The sequence below is a fragment of the Lignipirellula cremea genome (genome assembly GCF_056501455.1).
The window spans coordinates 489,134-508,384 of record NZ_CM151415.1 but is presented as its reverse complement, the minus strand read 5'-3'; the positions used below and the strand labels follow the sequence as shown (position 1 = coordinate 508,384).

The window sequence follows — 19,251 nt, the reverse complement described above, 5'->3', positions numbered from 1 at the left end:
ACTTGCCTATACATCCGCTGGATTTTTTCTTTGCGGGAGTAGAATCGCCGCCCCACGGGATGCGCGATGCCCCGAGCCAGGCAACTTAGCCTTCCTCGGCGCCCTTCTCGGAATCTCATCGTCGCGCGTCCTCCTTTGACGGAGCGGCTCCATGAAACGATGGCATGCGGCGGCGGTGTTGATGCTGGGGTGCGCTGGCGCCTCGGCCTTCGCCCAGACGGGGCAGATCGAGAGTCTCGGGCACCTTCTGCCGGGAACTCCGATCTCCAACGCCTTCGGAGTCTCGCCCGACGGGCAGTCTGTCACGGGCCAGTCCCGGACGACCAACAATCGCAACCACGTCTTCCTCTGGACGCCGCCCGGTCCGATGCAGGACCTGGGCGCGTTCATCGGCCAGCCGTTCGTGAACATCGATGCGGTCGGCAATGACATCTCCGCCAACGGCGTGATCGTCGGCAGTTCCGAATCGCAGGTCGCCGGTCCGCCGCAACGGGCGTTCCGCAAGGTCGGAGCGGGTGCGATCGTGTTGCTCCCGACGCTCCCCGGCATTCCCGCCGCAGGTACGTCGGTAGCGAACGGCGTCTCCGCGGATGGAAACATCGTCGTCGGACAGTCCAATACCGCGGTCGCAGCACAGACCCGCGGATTCATCTTCAACGCGGGGACGAACCAGACGCTGCCTTTGGGAACGATCGTTCCCAATACGGGCAACAGCGCGGCGAACGCAGTGTCCGCGAGCGGCGCCGTGATCGTGGGACAATCCAGCTTCGGCGCGTTCACTCGAGCCTGCACGTTCACGGTCGGCGGAAACGCGACGGACCTGGGCCTGATCGGCGGCCAGGCAAGCGGCAATTCGCTGGCCCGCGACGTCAACGCCGCGGGAACGATCGTCGTCGGCGACAGCTCGATTCCCGGCGTCGCGCAACGTGCGATGTTCTGGACCCAGGCGGGGGGCATGATCGATCTGGGAGCGATCGGCAACGTGGCCGCCAACGCGAGCGCCGCCACCGCCGTCTCAAACGACGGGTCCATGGTCGTCGGCGCCTCGATCAATCCGGGCTTCGGCGGACAGGCTGCGATCTGGCGAAACGGACCCGGGTCGGGCGAGTCGCTGCTGAGCTACCTGCAAAGCCTCGGCGCGAACATCACGGGCTGGACCACGCTCGACGTTTGTTTCGACGTTTCCGATAACGGCAGGTACATCGTCGGGCAGGGAACCTTCAACGGAGCTCAAACGGCCTTCCGCGTCACCATCACGCCGAACACCCCGCCGACGGTGACGACGCCCGCGCCGGTCTCCGTCGAGTGCAACGGGGCCGTGAATTCGGTCACGCTGAACGCGACCGTTAACGATCCTGACCCCGGCGAACTGCTGACGGTGCAGTGGAGCGTCAACGGAACTCCTCAGCAGACGACGAACAACGTCGTTCCGGGGTCGAACTCCTCGTTCACCTTCAACTTCCCGGACGGCGTCAGCAACGTCGCCATCCAGGTCAGCGACGGGACGGACGTCGGCAACGCCGCGACGACGGTGACGGTGGTCGACACCACGGCCCCGATCGTGATCGTCGCAGCCGACCTGAGCGTCAAAGTCGACAAGGGCGAAATCTTCGCGACGCCGAGCTTGCCTCTGCCGAGCGTCACCGACGCGTGCGACCCTACTCCGACCGTCACCAACAACGCCCCGAGTCAGTTCCCCATCGGAACGACGAACGTGGTCTGGACGGTGACCGACGATGACGGCAACTTCGCTCAGGCGAAGCAGAAGGTGACCGTCACCAACGCGAAGCCCATCGCGAACGCGGGTCCGGACAAGACGCGAACCATGAAGGGAAAAACTCTGCGAGTGAAGCTGAGCGGTCTGAGGTCGCGCGATACCGACAAGCACGACCTGACCTACCTCTGGACTTCGGGCAAGGCCAGGATCATCGGCAAGAAGAACGCCCGCCCGACCGCCGTGTGCAAGAAGGGCAACAACGTGATCCGGCTGACGGTCACCGACGAAGCAGGCGCCAAGTCGACTGACGTGGTCCGGATCCGCGTGACCGTGACCAGCTCCGCACGAGCCGGCGCGACGCATGCGGACGCGGCCGTGCGCGACGCCCACGACGGCGCGGCGGCCAGCCTCGCCAACGGAGGCGGAGCGTCAGCGGCGGCGGGCCTCGCCCTGACCCGGTCGGCGTACGCGCTCGGCACGCTCGCCGGTTCGGACGTTAACGTGAACGGCGACGCCGACTCGGACGACCTCACGGCGTACCTCGCGCTGCGCCAGCAGCAGTCGAACGTCGCCCGTCAGGCTGGCGATCAGTTGCTGCAAGCCTTCCTCGCGAGCGGCGACGAGAACGCGTTGGCGGCTGGCCTCGCGGCGTACTGCGCCAGCGGCCACGCCCATGACGATCTGTCGTCGAGCGACGTGACCGAGATTCTGTCCGCTTCCGTGGAGTCGGACGAATAGCCGTCTCGTTCCCGCGAAACCGATCGAAGGCCCCGCGCTCCCCGCGCGGGGCCTTCTCTTTCATAATTTCCGCTCAGCTCGCCGTCGTTTCGACTCCCTACATCGTTGCTTGCTAAGTCGAGGGACCGTCCGATGCTACGTTCGATCGTCCACGCGTTCGCCGCGCTCGGCATCTGCTGCTGGGGAGCGGTCGCCGTCGGGCAGTCGCCGACCATCGCTTCCCTCGGCTTCCTGAGCGAAGAGAATCCCGCGACCTCGGCGCTCGCCGTCTCCGCCGACGGCCGGGTCGTCACCGGCTGGTCGAACATCGCCGAAGACGATCCGATCGTCGAAGGGGCGTACCTCTGGACCGCGGCTTCCGGCATCGCCGGGTTCGCGGACGCATCCACGACGAATCCCGGTTCGATGCGCGGGACAGGATTATCCGCCGACGGCGATGTCGTCGTAGGGTACGGCGGAGGATCTCCGAACGCCTTTCGTCGCAATCGCTCAGGGACGTTCTCGAGGTTCGACGACTTCGCGTTCGACGTCTCCGACGACGGAGCGACGGCCGTCGGCGTGAGACTCGGGGGACTTCGCGGCCTTCCGATCGTGTGGCGGAACGGCGAAACGAAGAGCCTCCGCTCTGCAGAAGGTTCTACCGGCGTTCCGCGCGCGATCTCGGGCGACGGTTCGACGATCGTCGGCCAAGTCGGAAACAGCGCCTGCATCTTTCGCGAACAGGCTCCCCCCGAATACCTGGGTTCGCTGGACGGCGGAGAACAGGGCGCCGACGCGAACGGAGTCTCCGGAGACGGCACGCAGATCGTCGGCAGTTCGCTTACGGAGAGCGGCCATGGACATGCCTTCCTCTGGAACCGAAGAGAGGCGATGCTCGATCTCGGGACCGTCGACGGAGCGACGGGATACAGTTCCGCCTCCGGCATCTCCGACGACGGCAAAATCATCGTCGGCTCGTCCGACAACGCGAATCGACCAGGCGGACTCGCCGCCGTCTGGCTGGAACGCCATCCTCGACAGCTCTTCGAACTGCTCCTCAGTTCGGGCGTCGACCTTTCTGCCTGGAACCGTCTCGACGTCGTCAACGACGTCTCCGCCGACGGTCGCGTGCTCGTCGGAGACGGCGTTCTCGCCGACGGTTCGCCGGCCGGATTTCGCGTCGCGAACGCTCCTCGACCGGCGAACTTTCCACCCACGATCGACCGTCCCGAGCCGCAACGCGTGGAATGCAGCGGCGCTCGAAATTTCGTCACGCTCACGGCGAGGGTGGAGGATTCCAATCCGACCGATCGGCTGACCGTCGTCTGGTTCGTCGCCGGCGTCCCGGTCCGGACGGAACGCGATCTCATCCCCGGACAAACCTCCACGCTGCGGTACGACTTCCCGCACGGAGAGACCGACGTGCATATAGAAGCGAGCGACGGAACGGCTTCGGACCGCGTCCGGACGCGAGTCACCGTCGCCGACACGACCGATCCGATCGTCGTCGTCGCGACCGACATGAAGAGCCGAGTCGATCGCGGCAAGCTCTTCGCGACCGTCGATCTCCGGCAGCCGAACGTGAGCGACGCCTGCGATCCCGCTCCGCGAGTCACGAACGATGCACCGTCGAACGGACGATTTCCGATCGGCACCACGAAAGTCGTCTGGACCGTGAGGGATGCCAGCGGAAACGTCGTGAAGTCGGTGCAGCAGGTGACCGTCGTCAACGTCAATCCTTCCGCCGAAGCCGGACCGAACCGCGTCGTCAGGACGAAGAACGTGCGGGCCAAGGTCCGCCTGAACGGGACGCGCTCGGGCGACGTCGACGGCCACGCGCTGACCTACCGGTGGCACGCTCCGGGCGTGAAGTTCGCGAACCCGACCGCCGCCAGGACGAGCGGCCTGTTCAAGCGGGGCACGACTCGCGTGACGCTGACCGTCACCGACGCAGCAGGCGCGAAATCGTCCGACACGATGACCGTCCGCGTCCGCAAGGTTCGCACCGCGCGCAAGTCCGCGAACGAAGCCGACCAGGCGCTCCGGACGGCCTACGCCAACGCCTTCTCCAGCGGTGCGTCCGGGCTCGAGGCGACGGCGGGGGCCTGCCTGCTCGGCGCCATGGCCGGCGACGATATCGGCGTCGAATCTCTCGCTTCGGTCGAAGAACGGCTCGCGTATTCCTCGCTGCGACTTCGACAAGCGGAGCTCGCCAGTCTGGCCGCGTCGCAAGCGTACGAATCGTACTTGTCCGGCGCGGACGAGGACGCCCTCGTCGCCAGTCTGTACGCGTCTTACGCCGCCGCGTCCGCGCGCCGCGATCTCGCCTCCGAGGAGACCGTCGACGTCCTCGTCAGCCAGTCCGAGGACGAGTAGCCGCTGCGTTCGGCGAAAGATAGGCGACCCAGGCGCCTGGGCCCTCGTGCGACGCGCGGGCCTTCTTCGTATGCGACGCGCGTTCGTCCGCAGTCGGCTAGGCGAACGGCCAGACGTCGCCGAGCGCCGCTTTCTGCTTCTCGCGAATCTCGCGGATGCCCTTCTTGGCCAGGGAGAGCAGGGCGGCCAGTTCGTCGTCGCCGAACGTCGCCTCCTCGCCCGTCCCCTGGACTTCGACGAAGCGGCCCGCGCCCGTCATCACGACGTTCATATCGACCTCCGCCGCGACGTCGAGCGGATAGTCCAGGTCGAGCGTCGCGACGCCCTTCACGATGCCGACGCTGACGGCGGCGACCGAATCGCGCAGGGGATACTTCGTCGGGTCGGGAAGCTGATCCTTCACCGCGGCGATCGCGTCGACGAGCGCGACGAGCGCGCCGCTGATCGCCGCGGTGCGCGTGCCGCCGTCCGCTTCCAGCACGTCGCAGTCGATCGCCAGCGTTCGCTCGCCCAGCGTCGTCAGGTCGGCGACCGCTCGCAGACTGCGTCCGATCAGGCGCTGGATCTCGGTCGTGCGACCGTCGACCTTGCCCGAGCGGTCGCGGCGTCGCCTCGGCGTGGTCGCGGCGGGAAGCATTTCGTACTCCGCCGTGATCCAGCCCTTCCCCTTGCCGACGAGGAACGGCGGCACCTCGTTCAGCACGCTCGCGGTGCAGAGCACGGTCGTTCCGCCCGAGCGGTACAGTACGCTGCCGGGGCACGTGCGAAGGTAATGCCGCTCGATCGAGATCGGGCGAAGCTGGTCCGCGGGACGTTGCGTCATGCGTGAAGTTCTTCCTGAGCGGGGGGCGTAAGCCTTCCGAGTTCGGATAGCGTCGCGTCGGATACCTCGGGGGGTTTACACCCCCCGCTCAGGAAACCGCGTCGTCACTTCCCCGTCTTCGGCAGTTCCTTCTCGGCAGACTGCAGAATGCCGGAATCCTTCTGGCCGAGCAGCCAGATGAGGACGGCTTTCTGGGCATGCATGCGGTTCTCGGCCTGATCGACGATCAGGCTGGTGGGGCTGTCCATGACCTCGTCGGTCACCTCTTCGCCCCGGCGAGCCGGCAGGCAATGCAGGAAGCCCGCGTTCGGCTTGGCCAGCTTCATCAGCTTGCCGTCGACCTGGTACGCGGCGAAGGCTTTCTGCCGGACTTCGCGTTCCTTCTCCTGGCCCATGCTGGCCCAGACGTCGGTATAGACGAAGTCGGCGTCCCTCGCCGCCTCTTCGGCCGTCGCGTCGAAAACGAACTTGCCCTTCGGCGCTTTCGCGACGAAGTGCTTGCGATCCGCTTCGTCGTAGCGATAGCCTTCGGGCGATCCGACCGCCAGTTCCACGCCGAGCATGCCGCACGCGAACGCCAGGCTGCGACAGACGTTGTTCGAATCGCCGACGTACGCGAGCTTCGCCCCCTCGAGCGAACCCCGATGTTCCATCATCGTCAGCACGTCGGCGATCGCCTGGCAGGGGTGCGACCAGTCGGTCAGGCCGTTGATGACCGGGCAGTCGGAATACTTCGCGAACTCGGTCACCGTCTCGTGCTTCTTCGAGCGGATCACGACCGCATCGACGTACCGCGACAGCACGCGCGAGAAATCCTGCGGCGCCTCTCGCTTCCCCCAGCCGACGTCCTCGCCCAGGTAGAGCGTCGCTCCGCCGAGATGGGTCATGCCCGTCTCGAAGCTGACTCGCGTGCGCAGCGACTGCTTCTCGAACAGCAACGCCAGCGTCCGCCGGGCGAGCAGGGGAGGGCGGGCCCCGCCCCGATAGGCTCGCTTCAGACGCAGCGCGAGGTCCAGAACCGTTCGCAGCTCCGTCGCCGAGAGGTCCGTCAGCGTGAGTAGATGTCGCATCGCAAAGCCTGCCGCCAGTCGCGGCGAATACGGAAGTAAACGAGACTCGCTCGAACGGACTTAACCAAAACCTTCGAGCGAGATGAGGTGGCCGGAAAAGCGAAGATTCCGACGCTTGCCTGCGCCGGAATCTGGAGCGTCTTCGCTCGCGTGAAGTGAAAGCTCTTGGGGAGCGGAGGGTGTCAGCCCCCCGTGTCCCTGTTCCGTCGGTCAGGCACGCCTGGGCTACTTCGTAGCGAACGTGAATTCAGGGCGATCCGTTAACGTGTCGTCGCCAGGCGATGCCTGACCTGCGAAATCCCGCCCTTTTTATTAACTCCCCCTACTTCGAGCGTTCGAGCAGCACGTGCTCCAGGATGTCGCAACCCGCGTGGACCTGCTCGTCCTCCAGCGTCATCGCGGGCAGCAGTCGGATCACCGTACCCTGCGTGCAGTTGATCAGCAGCTTCTTTTCGAGGCAGGCCTGTACCACGGGGACGCCGTCGGAAAACAGTTCGATCCCGATCATCACGCCCTGGCCGCGGACGTCCTTGATCAGGGAGCAGCGCTTCTTCAGGTCTTCCATCCGCTCTTTGAACAGGTCGCCGATACGAACGGCCTGGGGCAGCAGATTCTGCTCGTCGATCGTCTCGATCGCGGCGATGCCGGCGGCAGCGGCGATCGGGTTGCCGCCGAACGTCGCGGCATGCATCCCGGGCCGCAGGCTGGGGGCGATCTCTTTGGTCGTCAGCAACGCGGCGCCGGCGATCCCCGCGCAGAGCCCCTTCGCCAGCGTCATCACGTCGGGCACGACGCCGAAATGCTGGTAGGCGAACCACTCGCCCGTCCGTCCGAAGCCGGCCTGGACCTCGTCGAACATCAGCAGGCAGCCCCGCTCGGTCGCCAGATCGCGAAGTCCCTGCAGGAACTCCTGGGGCGGGATCTTGATACCCCCCTCGCCCTGGATCGGTTCGACCAGAATGCCGCAGGTCTCGTCGTCGACCAGCTTCCTCGCCGCCTCCAGATCGCCGAAGGGGGCGTAATTGAACCCGGCCATCAGCGGGCCGAGGCCCTGGTGATACTTCGGCTGGGCCGTCGCAGCGGTGGCGCCCAGGGTGCGACCGTGAAAGCCCCCCTGAAACGTGACGATCTTGTACTTGTCGGGCGGCGTATGCAGCCGGGCGAGCTTGATCGCTGCCTCGTTCGCTTCCGCGCCGGAATTGCAGAAGAAGGCCTGCCCGCCGAAGCTCCGCTCCGATAGCAGCTTCGCCCAGCGACCCTGCACCTCGGTGTACCACGTGTTCGGGACGTGGATCAGGGTCGCGACCTGCTCCTGCACCGCCCGCACGACCTTAGGCGGACAGTGGCCCAGGATGTTGCAGCCCCAGCCGGGGAAGAAATCGAGATAGCGGTCGCCCGCGCGATCCCAGACGTACGATCCCTCGCCCCGAACGAGTTCGACCGGGTAGCGGACGTAGTTGGGAACGACGTAGTCCTTGAAAAGCTGAATCGTGGACTGCGTCGCGGCGTCTTCGGCGACCGACATGCTGATTCCTAGGCGAAGTGTTTCCCGGCAGCGAACGCGAAAGTCGCGACGGACCGCCGCCCCCGTGGGAACGACTCCGTCGCTGAGCGCTCGCGATCCGGCTCAGACGCGCGCCGAAGAGCGCGGGTTCGAGCCGCTCAGGGAAACGGATTATTTTCCGACAGAGCGGCTCCCGCCGCAATGCGGACAGAGCCTGCCGCGCGGACTTTCCGCAGTCTCGGCGGATGCGGGATAACGAGCGTCGCTAACCCTTCAGGATCTGCGTCCCTACGCCGCGGGTGGTGAAGATCTCCAGCAACAGCGAGTGCCGCAGCCGTCCGTCGATGATATGGATCTTGCCGACGCCCCGATGCAGAGTCTGCAGACAGCCTTCCACCTTCGGAATCATGCCCGATTCGATGACCCCGTCCCGAATCAGTTGCCGAGCCTCGCCTTCGTTCAGGCTGTTGATCAGCGTTTCCGGGTCGTTCTTGTCGCGAAGCACCCCGGCCACGTCACTCAAATAGATGAGTTTGTCGGCGCCCAGCGCTTCGGCGACCGCGCTCGCTGCGGTATCCGCGTTGACGTTGTACTTCTGCCCCGACTCGTCGATGCACATCGACGGAATGAAGGGAACCTGCTTCGCGTAGCAGATGGCATCGATCGGAGCGCGGTCGACCCGACTCACCTCGCCGACGAAGCCCAGGTCGATCGCTTCGCCGTCGTCGCCGGGCAGCGTGAGCCGCTGACCGTAAAGGACGTTCGTCGAGCGAAAGTTGAAGCTCATCGCCCGACCGCCGAGATGCTCGAACTCCGCGGCCAGGAATTCGTTCAGCTCCGTCGCCAGAATCCGCTCGACGATCTCGAGCGAAGGCTGATCAGTATACCGGCGCCCCTTCACGAACCGCGGAACGATCCCCGCGTCGTGCATCGCCCGGCTGATCGCAGCGCCCCCGCCATGGACGACGACGACGTTCAGGCCGACCGTTTCCATGAAGAGGATGTCCATCAGGACATGCCGCAGCGCGTCTTCGTTCTCCAGAACGCTGCCGCCCAGCTTGATGACGGCGGTCTTGTCGCGGAACTCGCGGATCCAGCCCAGAGCCTCGATCAGCGTGTCCGCCTTGCGGATCGCGTCGCTCAAAAACCCGCCGCTCGCCAGGGAAGAAGACATGGAAGCGCTAACGTGCGGGGCCGAAGTGAAAAACGAAGCGGTCCATCGTAAGCGTCGCGAGTCAACCGTCAACGGAGTCAGCTGCCGACGCCCCAGGCGAGTGGAACTCGACAGCCCTCAACCACTCTGTTAAAGCGCTCGCCGTCCACACAGCGATCGCGTGACGGACGAACAATAATCAAGAGCATCGCGCAACGAAAAAAGCCTCGCCTGGCGTTTAAGCCAGGCGAGGCTTTCGTTGTATAAGATCCGGCGAGACCTGCTTTCACTCTTTTGGAGCTATCATCGGCTCGAAAAGCTTAACTGCTGTGTTCGGGACGGGAACAGGTGTTTCCTTTTCGATATGATCGCCGGAAAAGGACCGACAGGGGGTTAAGCCCTGTCGGCCCTCATGTCGACTCTCGTCGACTTGTATTCTCAGCAGCGGGATCGTCAGTACGGATTACTTCAATCAGCGAGCGAGGCGAGATCCGAGTCGTCGTTAGACGACCTTCTCTCGATTCCCTGGGCATATTCCTATGCCGTCATCGGGAGCGCTCGAAAATTGCGGTCAAGCGTTTCTCCGTTAGTACCGGTTCGCTGCACGCATTGCTGCGTTTGCACTTCCGGCCTATCGACCTGGTAGTCTTCCAGGGGAGTTTCGGACATTGTCCTTACGAAACCTGATCTTGAAGCGGGCTTCACGCTTAGATGCTTTCAGCGTTTATCCTTTCCGAACATAGCTATCCAGCCATGCCACGAGCGTGACAACTGGGATACCAGAGGTTCGTCCTTCCAAGTCCTCTCGTACTAGGGAAGAACCTTCGCAAGTTTCGTACGCCCACGGCAGATAGGGACCGACCTGTCTCACGACGGTCTGAACCCAGCTCACGTACCGCTTTCATTGGCGAACAGCCAAACCCTTGGGAGCTTCTTCACCCCCAGGATGCGATGAGCCGACATCGAGGTGCCAAACCGCTCCGCCGCTGTGGGCGCTCGGGAGCGATAAGCCTGTTATCCCCAGAGTACCTTTTATCTGATGAGCGATGGCCCTTCCATTCGGGACCACCGGATCACTAAGACCTACTTTCGTATCTGCTCGACTTAGGAGTCTCGCAGTCAAGCACCCTTCTACCTTTACGCTCTTTGCCCGATTGCCGACCGGGCTGAGGGTACCATTGCGCTCCTCCGTTACTCTTTGGGAGGAGACCGCCCCAGTCAAACTGCCCAACTGACACTGTTCCCCGTCGGGTTTTCCGGTGCGGGGTTAGAACTAAGACATCTTCAGGGCGGTATTTCAACGTCGGCTCCGCCCGTGCTGGCGCACGAACTTCGTAGCCTCCCGCCTATCCTACACAGAACATGCCTCAGCCCAATATCAGCCTACAGTAAAGGTTCATGGGGTCTTTCCGTCTGACCGCGGGTACGTGGCATCTTCACCACGACTACAATTTCACCGGGTTGGTGGTTGAGACAGTGCTCCAGTCGTTACGCCATTCATGCAGGTCGGAACTTACCCGACAAGGAACTTCGCTACCTTAGGACCGTCATAGTTACGGCCGCCGTTTACCGGGGCTTCGGTCGCGAGCTTCGCTTACGCTAACCCTCTTCCTTAACCTACCGGCACCGGGCAGGCGTCAGACTCTATACATCCTCTTGCGAGTTGGCAGAGTCCTGTGTTTTTGATAAACAGTCGCTAGAGCCGATTTACTGTGGCCCCCCAGAGCTATTCACCCCAGAGGGCACCCCTTATCGCGAACTTACGGGGTCATTTTGCAGAGTTCCTTAACCACCATTCTCCCGAGCGCCTTAGTCTACTCGACTCACCTACCTGTGTCAGTTTTAGTACGGTCGCATGCTCACCTAGAGGCTTTTCTTGGACGTCCTTCCGACGACTTCCCGATCGTCAACGCGGTCGGTCCCGAACCTTGCTTTACGGAAGCGGATTTACCTACCTCCCGGCTCAGTTCGGTACACGGACATTTCTAGTCGTACCGCTCGTCTTCTGGACGCCGTCCCCCCATCGGTATTAAGCAGTGGCGGCGCGGGAATATTAACCCGCTATCCATCGTCTACGCCTTTCGGCCTCGACTTAGGTACCGGCTAACCCTGGGCGGATTTACCTTCCCCAGGAAACCTTAGGCTTTCGGCGAGCAGGATTCTCACCTGCTTTATCGTTACTCATTCCGGCATAATCGCCCGCACGCCCCAACACCGCTCCTTACGGTACGGCTCGTATCTGACGTGCGGCGCTCTCCTACCGCTTGATTCTTCCGAAGAAGATTCAAGCCCGCGACTTCGGTGTCCGACTTACTCCCGTTCATTATCGGCGCGGAATTGCTCGACCAGTAAGCTGTTACGCACTTTTTAAATGATGGCTGCTTCTAAGCCAACATCCTGGCTGTCACTGCAATTCCACTTCCTTAGTGACTGAGACGGACTTGGGGACCTTAGTCGACGGTCTGGGTTGTTTCCCTCTCGACCGCGAAGCTTATCCCTCGCGGACTGACTCCCGAGATAGTCGTATCGGTATTCGGAGTTTGGTTCGGTGGGGTACCCTGGGAAGAGCCCCCATCCAATTCAGTCTCTCTACCCCCGACACGTAGTGGCTCGAGGCTACCCCTCAAGATATTTCGGAGAGAACAAGCTATCTCTGCGTTTGATTACACTTTCAGTCCTCCCCACAAGTCATCCCCTCGGTTTTCAACCCAAGTGGGTTCGGTCCTCCACGCGGTTTAACCCGCGCTTCAACCTGCTCATGGGTAGTTCACGCAGTTTCGTGTCTAGCCCCTACGACTAACGCCCTATTCAGACTCGGTTTCCCTATGGCTCCGACCCGTAAGGTCTTAACCTGCCGCAGAAGCTAACTCGCCGGATCATTATGCAAAAGGCACGCCGTCACCCGTAGAATCGGGCTCCGACCGCTTGTAGGCGCATGGTTTCAGGTTCACGTTCCTCCCCTCGCCGGGGTTCTTCTCATCGTTCGCTCGCGCTACTCTTCGCTATCGGTCGTCAGAGAGTATTTAGCCTTACGGGATGGTCCCCGTAGATTCAGTCTGGGTTTCACGTGACCAGACCTACTCAGGTACCGCTCACGAAGCTCTTGGATTTCGCGTACGGGGCTGTCACCCGCTATGGCCGGCCTTTCCAAACCGTTCCGCTATCCGCCTGCTTCTAAAAGTGCGGCCCTACAACCCCAGAAGGGAAACCCTTCCGGTTTGGGCTCTTCCGCTTTCGCTCGCCGCTACTGACGGAATCGATTTTTCTTTCTCTTCCTCCAGGTACTTAGATGTTTCAGTTCCCTGGGTTATCCGAGGAATCCCGGGATCGGCGCCTGTTTGTCGGCTCCCCCGGGCTTTTCGCAGACTTCCACGCCTCTTCTTCTGACGCCAAGACATCCCCCATGCGCCCTTAGTAACTTGACCGCAATTTTCCCACGCTCCCGCATCCGAATCGAACCGCTCTCGACCCTCATATCAGAACCAGGCCCCGAAGAACCCGCCCCCGATACCAGAACCGACCGCAGTCGACCTTCGCAAGGAATCGCCAGAAAACGCCAGCGACCAGCTCTCCTCTGCAAGAAGAAACCAGCCCCGGCGGGTCTCGCCATTTCTGCGAAACCGTTTCGCACGCCGTTTTCGACCGCATGACGCCCAGGTCCTTCGACCCTTCCTTCACCCGACCGACCGATCCCGCCGTTCCTCACGGAAGAACACGACCGACGACGCCACCCTCGGCTTCGCAAGACCTTCGAGTGATTCAAGCTGCCTCCCGGCCCTTTCGAACCGATCGACTGCCGTCCGGCTTTTGCAATCGGACAGCGCTTAAATCAAACAAGGCGCTCGCTTTTTGTCGTGTGCGGATCGCATCCACCCGACGCCGAAATCAACCACCCCCAGCCCGACTCCGTCACCACCGAAGCCTTACGGCTTCGACGATTCCGTCGACATGACCAGAGACCGCCGACCTCGCACGCCGCGCTTCCGCGACCCGCTCGATACCAACGATCACCGCTGCTGAATTGTCAAAGATCGCGGGGAGCGGCTCGGCTCCCAGCCCCGACTTGGGACTGGTAAATATATCGATCTCGAAAACCTGAACAAGGGGCCCGGCGAAGATTTCGAGAAGAAAGATCCGGCATTGGAAGGCGAGCCGCTAAGCATCTTTCTACAAACAACTTACGCATGCTTAGCGCCTTCACGCCGAGCCTGCCTCACCACGATTTTCGACCCATCAAAGAGGGCTTCTTCACCTTCCTCCGAGGATCGTTCGGGCCGGTTCATACTTGTCCGCGAACAAGACGTCGCGGAACAACTCGCGCCCGTCGAGTGTGATCCGGACGCGTCCGTTCGGCTGCGGATGCAGGGTGTAGAGCGAACCGTCGCGGGAAAGGTCGGTCAGCGGGACGAGTCGATCCCACACGATGACCCAGCCATGGGCGACGAAGCGAACATCGAGATTCGAAGCCTGCTCCGCCGCGCTGCCGCCCGCTTCACGACGGTTCTTCGCTTCAAACGCTCGAACGCCCGTGCGTCCGGCAGGTTCGTTGCCGACGATGCCGTCGCCCAGCTTCTCCCAGCCTGCCGCGATCGGCGGCCCCGGGTCAGCGCTCGGCTGGCCCGGCGCGACGTAGAGGAACGGTCCTCCCGGATACGCGGACGTCACCTGGGCCTGGACTTCGCAAGTCATCAGCCCGGCGAAAGCGAGAGACAGCGCCATGACGGCGGGTCGAAGAAGGACGCTTCCGAGACGGGAGCGAGCAGAGTGGAGCATGGCGAGGTCCCTCCAGGGTGCACATCGATGTTGCGTGAAGCACGAGGCCCGTCGCGCGCCCGGCACTGCAGCAGAACCGCTACGGTCGCTACGAACCGACCTCCTGATACGTTAGAACCGGAGGGCCGGGGCGCCAAACGAAATCTCTTTCCGACGCACGACACGGCTTGAAGGCTCGGAGGGTTTCCACCCTCCGCTCAGCAGAGACGAGAGAGCGATTCGCTATGGGAACTACGCGCAAGCTGACGGCGGTGCAGTTCGACGTGACGCTGATGGACGTCGAGCGCAATCTGCAGCGGATGGCCGAGTGGACGCGCAAGGCCGCGGCAGAGGGCTCCGACCTGGTCGTGTTTCCCGAGTGCGCCGCGACCGGCTACTGCTTCGACTCGCTCGAAGAGGCGCTTCCCTACGCCGAGCCCATTCCCGCCCATGGCGAAGCGCCCGCTCCGGACAGCGCGACGGGTCGAATGATCGAGGTCGCGCGAGAAACCGGAGCCGCGATCGTCTTCGGCCTGCTCGAGCGCGAGGGGGGCGCGATCTACAACGCCTGCGTTCTGGTTTCGCCCGCGGGCTTGCTGGGCGCCTATCGCAAGATCCACCTGCCGTACCTGGGCATCGACCGCTTCGCGACGCCCGGAAACCGTCCCTTCGTCGTGCATGACTGGCGGGGCGTGCGGGTGGGCCTCAACATCTGTTACGACTCGGGCTTCCCGGAGTCGTCGCGGATCCTGGCGCTCGCCGGGGCCGACCTGATCGTGCTGCCGACGAACTGGCCGCGGGGCGCCGAGACGCTGGCCGAGCATGCGATCCCCACGCGAGCGCTGGAGAACAACGTCTTCTACCTGGCGGTGAACCGGGCGGGCGAAGAGCGGGGCTTCGGCTTCATCGGCAGGAGCCAGCTCTGCGGACTGGACGGCACGGTCCTGGCGAAGACCGAGGGGATCGGCGAAGAGAGCTTCACGTACGAGGTCGACCTGGCGCTCGCACGGAACAAGCGGATCGTCCGCGTCCCCGGCCTGCACGTGATCGATCGCGTCGCCGACCGTCGCCCCGAGATGTACGACCCGATCGTCGCGCCGCAGCCCTTCGTGGTCGAGACGGCGGAGGAAGCGAACCTGACGGAGAGCTGAGGCGCCTCACCCGCGGGGGCGGCCTACTTCAGCGCCTTCCACAGCAATTCGAATTCACCCTGAAACTGATCGAGCAGGCGCCGGTCGCTGAGCAGAACGAAGTTCTCGGCATTGTTCATCGCGGCGCCGCGGGTCCAGTTGAAGCTGCCCGTGAGGAGCGCCCGGCGGTCGAAGATCGCGAACTTGTGGTGCATGTGGTACCGCGAGCGGTCCATCCGCACGTCGACGCCGCCGTGTCTCAGGCGTTCGATGTCAGAGCCCGTATCGGTCGCCTTGACGTCGTCGGTGATCAGTCGCACCGCGACGCCGCGCGCGACCGCCCGCAGGATCGCGTCGGAGAGGTCGTCGTGCGTGATCGTGAAGACGCAGACGTCGATCGAGCCGCGAGCGCCGTCGAGCAACCGCACCAGTCGCTTCGCGCAGTCGTGCCGCTCGCTGAAACAAGCCTCGGCGACGTCCGCTTCGCGCGATGAACCGTCAGGCTCCTGTTTCGGGAGCATCGCGCGGACGACGCGTTTGAGCCATTCGCTCGCTTCGAGGTCCGCCGCGTCCGAAAGCTCTGCGCGAAAGAGCGTGAATGCCAGCGCGATGAGTCGGTCGCGGAGGTTCGGATCGGGAGCGGAATCGTGATAGAGACGTTCGAACTCGCTCCGTTCGTCCCGCGTCAGCTTGCGATCGTCGAACGATCGGCGGAGCAGGTCTTCGAGTTCGCGGGAGTTCGCCATGGGATGAGACGGCCCTGAGTCGTGCCGCATAGATCGGGGCTCGTCGGAACCTGTCGGTCCCGTCGACGGACTCGGGGGACTTCCGTCCCCCGCTGGCCTGAGACTTAGAGGCGTCACCCGTTCTTCGTCGCGGCCGCGATGCCGTATTCGACGGCGTCGAAGATCTGATCGAGATCGTCGGCCTCGATCGCCAGGGGAGGCATCACGATAATGACGTTCCCCAGCGGGCGAATCCAGACGCCGTGCCGCAGCGCCTCCTCGCAGACGCGGTAGCCACGGCGTTCCTGCCAGGGGAAGGGCTCGCGCGTCTCGACGTCGCGAACCAGTTCGATCGCCCCGATGAAGCCGCACTGGCGAACATGGCCGACATGCGGCAGGCCAGCGATCTCCAGCAGACGCTCCCGCATCAGGTCGATCTTCGGACCGAGGCGTTCGAGCGTCCGTTCCTCCTCGAAGACGTCGAGCGACGCGAGACCGACCGCGCAGCCGAGCGGGTTGCCTCCGTAGGTGTGGCCGTGAAAGAAGGTCCGCGAGCTGGCGTACGTGCCGAGGAACGTGGAATAGACCTCGTCCGTCGCCAGCGTCGCCGCGACCGGCAGGTAGCCCGCGGTGATCCCTTTGCCGAGGCACAGAATATCGGGCGTCACCTGCTCCTGCTCGCAGGCGAACATGGTCCCCGTGCGACCGAAGCCGACGGCGACCTCGTCGGCGATCAGCAGCGTGCCGTACTTCTTCGTCAGCGCGCGAAGGCCAGCCAGGTAGCCGGGCGGGTGCATGATCATCCCCGCGGCGCCCTGGACCAGCGGTTCGACGATGACGCCGGCGATCGTGTCGGCATGCTCCGCCAGAACCCGCTCCGCCGCGGCCAGGTAATGCCCGGCTGCCGACTCCTGCGTCACGCCCGGCGGCAGGCGATAGGTATCGGGAGCGGGAGCGCGGTAGGTCTCGAAGAGCAGGGGGCGGAACGTCGCATGGAACTGATCGACGGCGCCGACCGAGACGCTGCCGATGGTGTCGCCGTGGTAGGCCTCGTCGAGGGCGAGGAACTTCGTCTTCTGCGGCTGCGGCGTGGGCGTCTGCTGCCAGTACTGGAACGCCATCTTCAGCGCGACCTCGACCGCCGAGGCGCCGCTGTCGGAGAAGAAAACGTGCTCCAGGCCGGGCGGAGCGATCTCGACCAGTCGCCTGGCGAAGGCGATCGTCGTGGGATTGCTGCCCCCCAGGTTGGTGAAGTGGGCGATCTTCCCGAGCTGATCAATGACGGCGGCGTCAAGCTTCGGATGCCGGTGCCCGTGAATGTTGCACCACAGGCTGCTTACGCCGTCGAGGTAGACGTTCCCGCCGACGTCGGTCAGGCGGCAACCCTCCGCCCGTTCGACGATGAAGGGTTCGTACTCCTGCATCTGGGTGAACGCATGCCAGACATGCCGGCGATCCCAGTCACGGAGGGCGGAAGGGGAGAGGGACGAGACACGGTTCATACGCACGGACTTTTTCGGAGGGTTACGGCGTCGAAGCGTCGGTCGTTCTCTCGATTATCGAATGCGAGGAAGCGTCGAAGTTAGCGGGAAGATGCTCGAAAAAATGGCGTCGATGAGTTCGACGAGCTAGATTGGCGCGCATTCTTCCGCGCGGACATGCGTTCCGCGCGACTCGGACACGTTGCCGACTTTCTCTTCCTGAAGACCCATGTCGAACAGCAGCCAGTTTCGCATTCTGTGGTTCGCGCTCGCATGGATCGGGCTCGCCGTCGTTCCGTCGCTGTCGGCGAAGCAACCCCATGTCATCGTGATCTTGGCGGACGATCTGGGTAATGCGGATCTGGGATACCGCGGCAGCAAGATCCGAACGCCGAACCTCGATGCCCTGGCGAAGACAGGCGTACGGCTCGAATCGTACTACGGATTGCCGGTCTGTACGCCTGCCCGTGCGGCGCTGATGACCGGACGTTATCCCATGCGACACGGCTTGCAGACCCTCGTGATCTTTCCGAGTCACAAGTACGGCCTGCCGACCGAAGAGATGACGCTTCCTCAGTCATTGAAGGAAGTAGGCTACGCCACGTACATGGTGGGCAAGTGGCACCTGGGACACGCCGACAAGAAGTTCTGGCCGCTCAGCCGAGGGTTCGACCATTTCTACGGCAATCTCATCGGGGAGGTGGATTACTTCAAGAAGGAACGCGGCGGAGTCGTCGATTGGCAACGGAACGGCGAGTTTCTGCGGGAGGACGGTTACTTCACCGAACTCATCGGAGACGAGGCCGTTCGACTGATCGAAAGGCACGATCCAGCGAAGCCGATGTTTCTCTACTTCGCGTCACTGGCTCCGCACGCCCCTTACCAGGCTCCGCAGGAGCAGATCGACGCCTACGGTGACGTATTCGACGACGCTGGCCAGCGGACCTACGCAGCGATGATCACCGGCCTTGACGCTCAGGTCGGCCGAATCGTCGCGACGCTCGAGAACGAAGGGATGCGAGACGACACGCTTATCTTCTTTACGACCGACAACGGCGGGGCTACGAGTTCGCTCTTCGCGACCGGCGCCCGCTCGCCGGAGGAGCGGGCCGAGGAAGTCGGAGCGCCGCCGCCCTGCTCGAACGCTCCGTTTTCCGGCGGAAAGGGAGGACTTCACGAGGGAGGCGTTCGGTTACCGGCGATCGTCAACTGGCCGGCGAAGCTGAAGCCGGCAGTCGTGCACGAACCGCTGCATCATGTCGATCTCATGCCCACGATCCTCGCGATCGCGGGCGGTCAGGGCGATCCCGCTCATCCGTTCGACGGCAAGGACGCGACGGCTGCCATTTCCCGAGGAGGCGAATCGCCGCACGAAGATATCCTGATCAACGTGGAGGCGTTTCGCGGGGCCATCCGAAAGGGGAAGTGGAAGCTGATCAAAATCGCTCTTCTGCCCGGGAAGACTGAGCTTTTCGATCTGTCGAGGGATCCTGGCGAACAGGAGAACGTCGCCGAGGAAAACCCGGAGGTCGTAAAGGACCTCGAAGTCCGATTGCTCCGCTACGCGCAGGAGCAGAAACCCAGCGAGTGGCTGAAATCCCAGGTCGACTACTTGGGCTTTCAAGGCGAGACGTTGCTCGACCCTGGCTACAACATCGACATGGGCTTACCGACCGAAAAGCCGGCTCTGCCATAAAGAATTGCGACGGCTCGATGATTGCCGTTCTCGCAACCTCCAAAAGCGATGGCGCGGCTAGCGAAGCCGCGAAGCAGTTCGGTAACGAATCTTCTGGGCGATGGTTT

The 19,251-nt window shown here is 63.4% G+C and carries 11 protein-coding genes and 2 rRNA genes; 4 read left to right on the top strand and 9 right to left on the bottom strand.

Annotated elements, in window-relative coordinates; translation table 11 throughout:
• The first annotated feature begins 151 nt into the window (after positions 1-151).
• Both SH602x_RS02060 and SH602x_RS02055 read left to right on the top strand, forming a co-directional pair.
• Positions 152-2,455 carry a hypothetical protein gene (locus tag SH602x_RS02060; protein ID WP_479475222.1) on the top strand — a complete coding sequence of 768 codons (2,304 nt, stop codon included), beginning with the start codon at positions 152-154 and terminating at the stop codon, positions 2,453-2,455.
• A 132-nt stretch (positions 2,456-2,587) separates the two neighbouring features.
• Positions 2,588-4,810, top strand: coding sequence for an HYR domain-containing protein (locus tag SH602x_RS02055; RefSeq protein WP_479475221.1), 2,223 nt, complete (start codon positions 2,588-2,590; stop codon positions 4,808-4,810).
• A gap of 97 nt (positions 4,811-4,907) precedes the next feature.
• Here SH602x_RS02055 and rph read toward each other — a convergent pair whose 3' ends face one another.
• The 7 genes from rph to SH602x_RS02020 all read right to left on the bottom strand — a co-directional run bounded on the left by rph (position 4,908) and on the right by SH602x_RS02020 (position 14,079).
• Positions 4,908-5,633, bottom strand: coding sequence for a ribonuclease PH (rph, locus tag SH602x_RS02050; RefSeq protein WP_479475220.1), 726 nt, complete (start codon positions 5,631-5,633; stop codon positions 4,908-4,910).
• Between the two features lie 104 nt (positions 5,634-5,737).
• A complete protein-coding gene (gene argF / locus SH602x_RS02045; RefSeq protein ID WP_479475219.1) occupies positions 5,738-6,703 on the bottom strand; it encodes an ornithine carbamoyltransferase in 966 nt (321 codons plus the stop codon).
• A 322-nt stretch (positions 6,704-7,025) separates the two neighbouring features.
• The gene (locus tag SH602x_RS02040; RefSeq protein ID WP_479475218.1) at positions 7,026-8,228 is read right to left on the bottom strand and encodes an aspartate aminotransferase family protein; all 1,203 of its coding nucleotides are present in this window, start codon (positions 8,226-8,228) and stop codon (positions 7,026-7,028) included.
• A gap of 244 nt (positions 8,229-8,472) precedes the next feature.
• Positions 8,473-9,351, bottom strand: coding sequence for an acetylglutamate kinase (gene argB / locus SH602x_RS02035; protein WP_479477087.1), 879 nt, complete (start codon positions 9,349-9,351; stop codon positions 8,473-8,475).
• Positions 9,352-9,628: 277 nt separating this feature from the next.
• A 5S ribosomal RNA gene (rrf, locus tag SH602x_RS02030) occupies positions 9,629-9,736 on the bottom strand.
• Positions 9,737-9,927: 191 nt separating this feature from the next.
• A 23S ribosomal RNA gene (locus SH602x_RS02025) occupies positions 9,928-12,785 on the bottom strand.
• Positions 12,786-13,608: 823 nt separating this feature from the next.
• Positions 13,609-14,079: a hypothetical protein gene (locus SH602x_RS02020; protein WP_479475217.1), complete on the bottom strand. Its 471-nt coding sequence runs from the start codon at positions 14,077-14,079 to the stop codon at positions 13,609-13,611.
• Positions 14,080-14,357: 278 nt separating this feature from the next.
• Here SH602x_RS02020 and SH602x_RS02015 point away from each other — a divergent pair, with 278 nt between their 5' ends.
• Positions 14,358-15,263 carry a carbon-nitrogen hydrolase family protein gene (locus SH602x_RS02015; protein ID WP_479475216.1) on the top strand — a complete coding sequence of 302 codons (906 nt, stop codon included), beginning with the start codon at positions 14,358-14,360 and terminating at the stop codon, positions 15,261-15,263.
• Positions 15,264-15,286: 23 nt separating this feature from the next.
• On the opposite strand, the gene SH602x_RS02010 is transcribed toward SH602x_RS02015, so the two are convergent.
• Positions 15,287-15,988 (bottom strand): phospholipase D-like domain-containing protein, encoded by a 702-nt coding sequence (locus SH602x_RS02010; protein ID WP_479475215.1) that lies wholly within the window; start codon positions 15,986-15,988, stop codon positions 15,287-15,289.
• A gap of 113 nt (positions 15,989-16,101) precedes the next feature.
• Positions 16,102-17,469: an adenosylmethionine--8-amino-7-oxononanoate transaminase gene (bioA, locus tag SH602x_RS02005; RefSeq protein WP_479475214.1), complete on the bottom strand. Its 1,368-nt coding sequence runs from the start codon at positions 17,467-17,469 to the stop codon at positions 16,102-16,104.
• A 208-nt stretch (positions 17,470-17,677) separates the two neighbouring features.
• Here bioA and SH602x_RS02000 point away from each other — a divergent pair, with 208 nt between their 5' ends.
• Positions 17,678-19,144, top strand: coding sequence for an arylsulfatase B (locus SH602x_RS02000; RefSeq protein WP_479475213.1), 1,467 nt, complete (start codon positions 17,678-17,680; stop codon positions 19,142-19,144).
• Positions 19,145-19,251: the final 107 nt, after the last annotated feature.

Excerpts from the sequence above, each read along its gene's own strand:
- SH602x_RS02015 (WP_479475216.1), top strand. The coding sequence starts at position 14,358 with ATGGGAACTACGCGCAAGCTGACGGCGGTGCAGTTCGACGTGACGCTG.
- SH602x_RS02020 (WP_479475217.1), bottom strand. The coding sequence starts at position 14,079 with ATGGCGCTGTCTCTCGCTTTCGCCGGGCTGATGACTTGCGAAGTCCAG.
- bioA (WP_479475214.1), bottom strand. The coding sequence starts at position 17,469 with ATGAACCGTGTCTCGTCCCTCTCCCCTTCCGCCCTCCGTGACTGGGAT.
- argF (WP_479475219.1), bottom strand. The coding sequence starts at position 6,703 with ATGCGACATCTACTCACGCTGACGGACCTCTCGGCGACGGAGCTGCGA.
- SH602x_RS02060 (WP_479475222.1), top strand. The coding sequence starts at position 152 with ATGAAACGATGGCATGCGGCGGCGGTGTTGATGCTGGGGTGCGCTGGC.
- rph (WP_479475220.1), bottom strand. The coding sequence starts at position 5,633 with ATGACGCAACGTCCCGCGGACCAGCTTCGCCCGATCTCGATCGAGCGG.
- SH602x_RS02040 (WP_479475218.1), bottom strand. The coding sequence starts at position 8,228 with ATGTCGGTCGCCGAAGACGCCGCGACGCAGTCCACGATTCAGCTTTTC.
- SH602x_RS02055 (WP_479475221.1), top strand. The coding sequence starts at position 2,588 with ATGCTACGTTCGATCGTCCACGCGTTCGCCGCGCTCGGCATCTGCTGC.
- SH602x_RS02000 (WP_479475213.1), top strand. The coding sequence starts at position 17,678 with ATGTCGAACAGCAGCCAGTTTCGCATTCTGTGGTTCGCGCTCGCATGG.
- SH602x_RS02010 (WP_479475215.1), bottom strand. The coding sequence starts at position 15,988 with ATGGCGAACTCCCGCGAACTCGAAGACCTGCTCCGCCGATCGTTCGAC.